At 50.4% G+C, this 6,623-nt stretch carries 6 protein-coding genes and 2 pseudogenes; 6 read left to right on the top strand and 2 right to left on the bottom strand.

Going from position 1 to position 6,623, the window contains the following annotated elements; translation table 11 throughout:
• The coding region (locus DB398_RS18225) for a ubiquitin-like protein (RefSeq protein WP_159076497.1) at window positions 1–638 on the bottom strand (638 nt) is incomplete at its 3' end.
• Window positions 639–747: 109 nt separating this feature from the next.
• Between DB398_RS18225 and DB398_RS18220 the strand changes: the two are divergent.
• The 6 genes and pseudogenes from DB398_RS18220 to aph(3')-Ia form a co-directional block, all read left to right on the top strand.
• Window positions 748–1,032 (top strand): annotated as a pseudogene (locus DB398_RS18220) (MFS transporter); the annotation flags it as partial.
• A 79-nt stretch (window positions 1,033–1,111) separates the two neighbouring features.
• A complete protein-coding gene (lacI, locus tag DB398_RS18215; RefSeq protein WP_000805902.1) occupies window positions 1,112–2,194 on the top strand; it encodes a DNA-binding transcriptional repressor LacI in 1,083 nt (360 codons plus the stop codon).
• Between the two features lie 49 nt (window positions 2,195–2,243).
• A pseudogene (locus DB398_RS18205) lies at window positions 2,244–2,585 on the top strand (hypothetical protein); the annotation flags it as partial.
• Window positions 2,586–2,635: 50 nt separating this feature from the next.
• Window positions 2,636–2,899: a site-specific integrase gene (locus DB398_RS18765; RefSeq protein ID WP_003660253.1), complete on the top strand. Its 264-nt coding sequence runs from the start codon at window positions 2,636–2,638 to the stop codon at window positions 2,897–2,899.
• Between the two features lie 31 nt (window positions 2,900–2,930).
• Entirely contained in the window at window positions 2,931–3,194 is a 264-nt protein-coding gene (locus DB398_RS18195) for a Rop family plasmid primer RNA-binding protein (RefSeq protein WP_012537716.1), read from the top strand.
• A gap of 1,136 nt (window positions 3,195–4,330) precedes the next feature.
• Window positions 4,331–5,146 carry an aminoglycoside O-phosphotransferase APH(3')-Ia gene (gene aph(3')-Ia, locus DB398_RS18175; RefSeq protein WP_000018329.1) on the top strand — a complete coding sequence of 272 codons (816 nt, stop codon included), beginning with the start codon at window positions 4,331–4,333 and terminating at the stop codon, window positions 5,144–5,146.
• Window positions 5,147–5,867: 721 nt separating this feature from the next.
• On the opposite strand, the gene DB398_RS18170 is transcribed toward aph(3')-Ia, so the two are convergent.
• Window positions 5,868–6,623 (bottom strand): phosphatase domain-containing protein (locus DB398_RS18170; RefSeq protein ID WP_108425886.1); only part of this gene is annotated, 756 nt, incomplete at its 5' end.

Raw genomic sequence — 6,623 nt, 5'->3', positions numbered from 1 at the left:
TCGCCACCGTACAGAATACTTTTAGCTGTATCAAACTGCATACCAGTTACGATACCTTCTTTCTTTTTGGTATACTTGTACTCATCGCGTTCTTCATGCGCCATAATAGATTGGCGATAGTCATCACGATTGATATTATAAAACCCGGGATTCTTAGCAATAAATTCACGAGCCCAAGTACTCTTACCAGAACCAGGACAGCCAATAGTCAAAATAATCTTTTTGGATCCCGCTTTATCATCATCATCAGAACCACCACCACCAGAACCACCACCACCACTAGTACCACCAATCTGTTCTCTGTGAGCCTCAATAATATCGTTATCCTCCATGTCCAAATCTTCAGGGGTCTGATCAGCTTGAATTCTAATACCGTCGTACAAGAATCTTAAGGAGTCCATTTCCTTACCCTGTCTTTTAGCGAACGCTTCCATCAGCCTTCTTAAAGGAGTGGTCTTTTTGATCTTGAAGAAGATCTCTGAAGATCCATCGGACACCTTTAAATTGATGTGAGTCTCAGGCTTGACTTCTGGCTTGACCTCTGGCTTAGCTTCTTGATTGACTTCTGAGTCCGACATATGGCTGCCGCGCGGCACCAGGCCGCTGCTGTGATGATGATGATGATGGCTGCTGCCCATGGTATATCTCCTTCTTAAAGTTAAACAAAATTATTTCTAGAGGGGAATTGTTATCCGCTCACAATTCCCCTATAGTGAGTCGTATTAATTTCGCGGGATCGAGATCTCGATCCTCTACGCCGGACGCATCGTGGCCGGCATCACCGGCGCCACAGGTGCGGTTGCTGGCGCCTATATCGCCGACATCACCGATGGGGAAGATCGGGCTCGCCACTTCGGGCTCATGAGCGCTTGTTTCGGCGTGGGTATGGTGGCAGGCCCCGTGGCCGGGGGACTGTTGGGCGCCATCTCCTTGCATGCACCATTCCTTGCGGCGGCGGTGCTCAACGGCCTCAACCTACTACTGGGCTGCTTCCTAATGCAGGAGTCGCATAAGGGAGAGCGTCGAGATCCCGGACACCATCGAATGGCGCAAAACCTTTCGCGGTATGGCATGATAGCGCCCGGAAGAGAGTCAATTCAGGGTGGTGAATGTGAAACCAGTAACGTTATACGATGTCGCAGAGTATGCCGGTGTCTCTTATCAGACCGTTTCCCGCGTGGTGAACCAGGCCAGCCACGTTTCTGCGAAAACGCGGGAAAAAGTGGAAGCGGCGATGGCGGAGCTGAATTACATTCCCAACCGCGTGGCACAACAACTGGCGGGCAAACAGTCGTTGCTGATTGGCGTTGCCACCTCCAGTCTGGCCCTGCACGCGCCGTCGCAAATTGTCGCGGCGATTAAATCTCGCGCCGATCAACTGGGTGCCAGCGTGGTGGTGTCGATGGTAGAACGAAGCGGCGTCGAAGCCTGTAAAGCGGCGGTGCACAATCTTCTCGCGCAACGCGTCAGTGGGCTGATCATTAACTATCCGCTGGATGACCAGGATGCCATTGCTGTGGAAGCTGCCTGCACTAATGTTCCGGCGTTATTTCTTGATGTCTCTGACCAGACACCCATCAACAGTATTATTTTCTCCCATGAAGACGGTACGCGACTGGGCGTGGAGCATCTGGTCGCATTGGGTCACCAGCAAATCGCGCTGTTAGCGGGCCCATTAAGTTCTGTCTCGGCGCGTCTGCGTCTGGCTGGCTGGCATAAATATCTCACTCGCAATCAAATTCAGCCGATAGCGGAACGGGAAGGCGACTGGAGTGCCATGTCCGGTTTTCAACAAACCATGCAAATGCTGAATGAGGGCATCGTTCCCACTGCGATGCTGGTTGCCAACGATCAGATGGCGCTGGGCGCAATGCGCGCCATTACCGAGTCCGGGCTGCGCGTTGGTGCGGATATCTCGGTAGTGGGATACGACGATACCGAAGACAGCTCATGTTATATCCCGCCGTTAACCACCATCAAACAGGATTTTCGCCTGCTGGGGCAAACCAGCGTGGACCGCTTGCTGCAACTCTCTCAGGGCCAGGCGGTGAAGGGCAATCAGCTGTTGCCCGTCTCACTGGTGAAAAGAAAAACCACCCTGGCGCCCAATACGCAAACCGCCTCTCCCCGCGCGTTGGCCGATTCATTAATGCAGCTGGCACGACAGGTTTCCCGACTGGAAAGCGGGCAGTGAGCGCAACGCAATTAATGTAAGTTAGCTCACTCATTAGGCACCGGGATCTCGACCGATGCCCTTGAGAGCCTTCAACCCAGTCAGCTCCTTCCGGTGGGCGCGGGGCATGACTATCGTCGCCGCACTTATGACTGTCTTCTTTATCATGCAACTCGTAGGACAGGTGCCGGCAGCGCTCTGGGTCATTTTCGGCGAGGACCGCTTTCGCTGGAGCGCGACGATGATCGGCCTGTCGCTTGCGGTATTCGGAATCTTGCACGCCCTCGCTCAAGCCTTCGTCACTGGTCCCGCCACCAAACGTTTCGGCGAGAAGCAGGCCATTATCGCCGGCATGGCGGCCCCACGGGTGCGCATGATCGTGCTCCTGTCGTTGAGGACCCGGCTAGGCTGGCGGGGTTGCCTTACTGGTTAGCAGAATGAATCACCGATACGCGAGCGAACGTGAAGCGACTGCTGCTGCAAAACGTCTGCGACCTGAGCAACAACATGAATGGTCTTCGGTTTCCGTGTTTCGTAAAGTCTGGAAACGCGGAAGTCAGCGCCCTGCACCATTATGTTCCGGATCTGCATCGCAGGATGCTGCTGGCTACCCTGTGGAACACCTACATCTGTATTAACGAAGCGCTGGCATTGACCCTGAGTGATTTTTCTCTGGTCCCGCCGCATCCATACCGCCAGTTGTTTACCCTCACAACGTTCCAGTAACCGGGCATGTTCATCATCAGTAACCCGTATCGTGAGCATCCTCTCTCGTTTCATCGGTATCATTACCCCCATGAACAGAAATCCCCCTTACACGGAGGCATCAGTGACCAAACAGGAAAAAACCGCCCTTAACATGGCCCGCTTTATCAGAAGCCAGACATTAACGCTTCTGGAGAAACTCAACGAGCTGGACGCGGATGAACAGGCAGACATCTGTGAATCGCTTCACGACCACGCTGATGAGCTTTACCGCAGCTGCCTCGCGCGTTTCGGTGATGACGGTGAAAACCTCTGACACATGCAGCTCCCGGAGACGGTCACAGCTTGTCTGTAAGCGGATGCCGGGAGCAGACAAGCCCGTCAGGGCGCGTCAGCGGGTGTTGGCGGGTGTCGGGGCGCAGCCATGACCCAGTCACGTAGCGATAGCGGAGTGTATACTGGCTTAACTATGCGGCATCAGAGCAGATTGTACTGAGAGTGCACCATTGCGGTGTGAAATACCGCACAGATGCGTAAGGAGAAAATACCGCATCAGGCGCTCTTCCGCTTCCTCGCTCACTGACTCGCTGCGCTCGGTCGTTCGGCTGCGGCGAGCGGTATCAGCTCACTCAAAGGCGGTAATACGGTTATCCACAGAATCAGGGGATAACGCAGGAAAGAACATGTGAGCAAAAGGCCAGCAAAAGGCCAGGAACCGTAAAAAGGCCGCGTTGCTGGCGTTTTTCCATAGGCTCCGCCCCCCTGACGAGCATCACAAAAATCGACGCTCAAGTCAGAGGTGGCGAAACCCGACAGGACTATAAAGATACCAGGCGTTTCCCCCTGGAAGCTCCCTCGTGCGCTCTCCTGTTCCGACCCTGCCGCTTACCGGATACCTGTCCGCCTTTCTCCCTTCGGGAAGCGTGGCGCTTTCTCATAGCTCACGCTGTAGGTATCTCAGTTCGGTGTAGGTCGTTCGCTCCAAGCTGGGCTGTGTGCACGAACCCCCCGTTCAGCCCGACCGCTGCGCCTTATCCGGTAACTATCGTCTTGAGTCCAACCCGGTAAGACACGACTTATCGCCACTGGCAGCAGCCACTGGTAACAGGATTAGCAGAGCGAGGTATGTAGGCGGTGCTACAGAGTTCTTGAAGTGGTGGCCTAACTACGGCTACACTAGAAGGACAGTATTTGGTATCTGCGCTCTGCTGAAGCCAGTTACCTTCGGAAAAAGAGTTGGTAGCTCTTGATCCGGCAAACAAACCACCGCTGGTAGCGGTGGTTTTTTTGTTTGCAAGCAGCAGATTACGCGCAGAAAAAAAGGATCTCAAGAAGATCCTTTGATCTTTTCTACGGGGTCTGACGCTCAGTGGAACGAAAACTCACGTTAAGGGATTTTGGTCATGAACAATAAAACTGTCTGCTTACATAAACAGTAATACAAGGGGTGTTATGAGCCATATTCAACGGGAAACGTCTTGCTCTAGGCCGCGATTAAATTCCAACATGGATGCTGATTTATATGGGTATAAATGGGCTCGCGATAATGTCGGGCAATCAGGTGCGACAATCTATCGATTGTATGGGAAGCCCGATGCGCCAGAGTTGTTTCTGAAACATGGCAAAGGTAGCGTTGCCAATGATGTTACAGATGAGATGGTCAGACTAAACTGGCTGACGGAATTTATGCCTCTTCCGACCATCAAGCATTTTATCCGTACTCCTGATGATGCATGGTTACTCACCACTGCGATCCCCGGGAAAACAGCATTCCAGGTATTAGAAGAATATCCTGATTCAGGTGAAAATATTGTTGATGCGCTGGCAGTGTTCCTGCGCCGGTTGCATTCGATTCCTGTTTGTAATTGTCCTTTTAACAGCGATCGCGTATTTCGTCTCGCTCAGGCGCAATCACGAATGAATAACGGTTTGGTTGATGCGAGTGATTTTGATGACGAGCGTAATGGCTGGCCTGTTGAACAAGTCTGGAAAGAAATGCATAAACTTTTGCCATTCTCACCGGATTCAGTCGTCACTCATGGTGATTTCTCACTTGATAACCTTATTTTTGACGAGGGGAAATTAATAGGTTGTATTGATGTTGGACGAGTCGGAATCGCAGACCGATACCAGGATCTTGCCATCCTATGGAACTGCCTCGGTGAGTTTTCTCCTTCATTACAGAAACGGCTTTTTCAAAAATATGGTATTGATAATCCTGATATGAATAAATTGCAGTTTCATTTGATGCTCGATGAGTTTTTCTAAGAATTAATTCATGAGCGGATACATATTTGAATGTATTTAGAAAAATAAACAAATAGGGGTTCCGCGCACATTTCCCCGAAAAGTGCCACCTAAATTGTAAGCGTTAATATTTTGTTAAAATTCGCGTTAAATTTTTGTTAAATCAGCTCATTTTTTAACCAATAGGCCGAAATCGGCAAAATCCCTTATAAATCAAAAGAATAGACCGAGATAGGGTTGAGTGTTGTTCCAGTTTGGAACAAGAGTCCACTATTAAAGAACGTGGACTCCAACGTCAAAGGGCGAAAAACCGTCTATCAGGGCGATGGCCCACTACGTGAACCATCACCCTAATCAAGTTTTTTGGGGTCGAGGTGCCGTAAAGCACTAAATCGGAACCCTAAAGGGAGCCCCCGATTTAGAGCTTGACGGGGAAAGCCGGCGAACGTGGCGAGAAAGGAAGGGAAGAAAGCGAAAGGAGCGGGCGCTAGGGCGCTGGCAAGTGTAGCGGTCACGCTGCGCGTAACCACCACACCCGCCGCGCTTAATGCGCCGCTACAGGGCGCGTCCCATTCGCCAATCCGGATATAGTTCCTCCTTTCAGCAAAAAACCCCTCAAGACCCGTTTAGAGGCCCCAAGGGGTTATGCTAGTTATTGCTCAGCGGTGGCAGCAGCCAACTCAGCTTCCTTTCGGGCTTTGTTAGCAGCCGGATCTCAGTGGTGGTGGTGGTGGTGCTCGAGTTAAAAATCTCCCGAAGCGACTTGCCAGCATTCAACACCGATACGACGCCACATTTCAACTACTTGAGTTCGGTCATCAATAGCTAATTTCACGTCAAAATGCGGTGCAATGTGTTTCCAGAAAATTTCTTCTTTAACTACATCGTCTTTACGGGTATCGCCTTGTTCGCGCTGACATTGCATAACTAATGGAACGCCAGCAATGTCCTCAACCCATTTACGGGTCATACGATAATATTTCGTTGGGTCTTCTTTAGTTCCACTTTCACGACCTGAAACGACTACGATTTGATAACCCATAAGAGCATACATCTTAGACAGTTCAACAACCATAGGATTGATAACATCGGTATCGCATTTTTCAAGGTCATAAGGACCACGACCATTCATTTTAGCTAGTGTACCATCAACATCAAAAATAACTGCTTTTGGTTTACCAGGAGTCCCATTATATACTGGAAGACCGAGATACTCTCGCATGCTTTTATACATTGAACGTAAAACATCAATTGGTACTGCTTTAGTTCCGCGTTTTGAGTTACGTTTAACCAATTCAGTCCAAGGAACATCAAACACTTTATGTTCAACTTTCCAGCCGTATTCTTTGGCAAAAGTTTCCCATGCTAGGCGACGTTCAGGATTCAGGTTAGTATCTGAAATGATTACTCCCTTAACAGAATCGCCACCGTACAGAATACTTTTAGCTGTATCAAACTGCATACCAGTTACGATACCTTCTTTCTTTTTGGTATACTT

The sequence above is a fragment of the Flagellimonas amoyensis genome, assembly GCF_003058265.1.
Taxonomy (GTDB): Bacteria; Bacteroidota; Bacteroidia; order Flavobacteriales; family Flavobacteriaceae; genus Flagellimonas; species Flagellimonas amoyensis.
This window is presented reverse-complemented; position numbering and strand designations above follow the sequence as displayed.